The sequence below is a fragment of the Nocardioides allogilvus genome (assembly GCF_003047285.1).
GTDB classification, from domain to species: domain Bacteria; phylum Actinomycetota; class Actinomycetes; order Propionibacteriales; family Nocardioidaceae; genus Nocardioides; species Nocardioides allogilvus.
This window is the reverse complement of sequence record NZ_PZYX01000034.1, coordinates 1-1379: the sequence shown is the minus strand read 5'-3', so window position 1 is coordinate 1379 and position 1379 is coordinate 1. Positions and strand designations below refer to the sequence as shown.

1 protein-coding gene and 1 other annotated feature are annotated in these 1379 nt (G+C 66.3%); the gene reads left to right on the top strand.

Features of this window, described 5'->3' with window-relative positions; translation table 11 throughout:
- Window positions 1–51: 51 nt before the first annotated feature.
- A protein-coding gene (locus C9J87_RS19260; protein ID WP_107706353.1) for an IS3 family transposase occupies window positions 52–1349 on the top strand; the annotation gives its coding sequence in 2 pieces (ribosomal slippage) (window positions 52–331 and window positions 331–1349; 1299 coding nt in all).
- Window positions 330–479, top strand: a sequence feature (AL1L pseudoknot). It overlaps the preceding gene by 150 nt.
- Window positions 1350–1379 lie beyond the last annotated feature (30 nt).

Genomic DNA, 1379 nt, shown 5'->3' with positions numbered 1-1379 from the left:
TGAATCGCCCCGGGTCTGATGGAGGCTCTCAATCCATGGAGGATGAGAGTCATGGCTGCACCCAAGAAGTACGGCGACGAGTTGCGTGAGCGCGCGACCCGGATGGCCGTCGAGTTGAGGCAGGACCCCGCGACGAGGTCTGGCGCGATCACGCGTGTGGCCGGCCAGCTCGGTATGCATCCCGAGACGTTGCGGAACTGGGTCCGACAAGCAGAGGTCGATGGTGGGGTCCGGCCGGGCACGACGACCAGCGACGGACAGCGGTTGGCCGAGCTCGAGCGGGAGGTCCGTGAGTTGCGGCGGGCCAACGAGATCCTCAAGACGAGCGCGGCTTTTTTCGCCGCAGCGGAGCTCGACCGCAAGATCAAGTAGCTGTTCCGACTGCGGTGCTGGTCGACTACATCGATCAGCACCGCGACAGGCTCGGGGTCGAGCCGATCTGCACCGTGTTGAAGGACGCTGGTGTCCAGATCGCCCCGAGCACGTACTACGCCGCCAAGCAGCGGCCGCCGTCCGCGCGGTCGGTGCGCGACGTGCAACTGATCGACGACATCCAGGTCGCCCACAAGGCGAACCTGGGTGTCTACGGTGCGCGGAAGGTCCACGCCGAGCTCAACCGCGAAGGCGTCCGGGTCGCCCGCTGCACCGTAGAGCGCCTCATGCGTTCCGAGGGCCTGCGGGGCATTCCGCGGGAGAAGACCCGCAAGACCACCATCGGTGACGGTGCTGAGACCGAGCGTCCCGAGGACCTGGTCAAGCGGAAGTTCGTCGCCACCGGACCGAACCAGCTCTGGGTAGCTGACCTGACCTACGTCCGCACGCACGCTGGGTGGACTTACGTCGCGTTCGTCCTCGACGTCTTCAGCAGGATGATCGTCGGCTGGCAGGTGTCGACCTCGCTGCGCACCGACCTGGCCCTGGACGCCCTCGACATGGGCCTGTGGAACCGGCAACGGGCCGGCCACGACGTCACCGGCCTGGTCCACCACAGCGACCGCGGAGTTCAGTACCGAGCGATTCGCTACACCGAGCGGCTTGCCGAAGCCGAGGCCGTTGCATCGGTCGGGTCCAAGGGCGATTCGTACGACAACGCGATGGCCGAGGCGCTGAACTCGCTGTTCAAGGCCGAGTGCATCCGCAACCCGGTCATGCGCCCCAACGGCGGCTGGAAGAACGTGAGCGACGTCGAGATCGCCGTCGCCGAGTACGTCGACTGGTTCAACCACAGACGCCTGCACGGCGAGATCGGACTCGTCCCGCCCGCCGAGTTCGAGACCAACCACTGGGCCCAGATCACGCCCGAGCACTACCCTCAGACACCAGTCCCGATCGGGGCAGGTTCCAAGTAACCGAGCCTCCACGAAACCCGGGGCGATTCA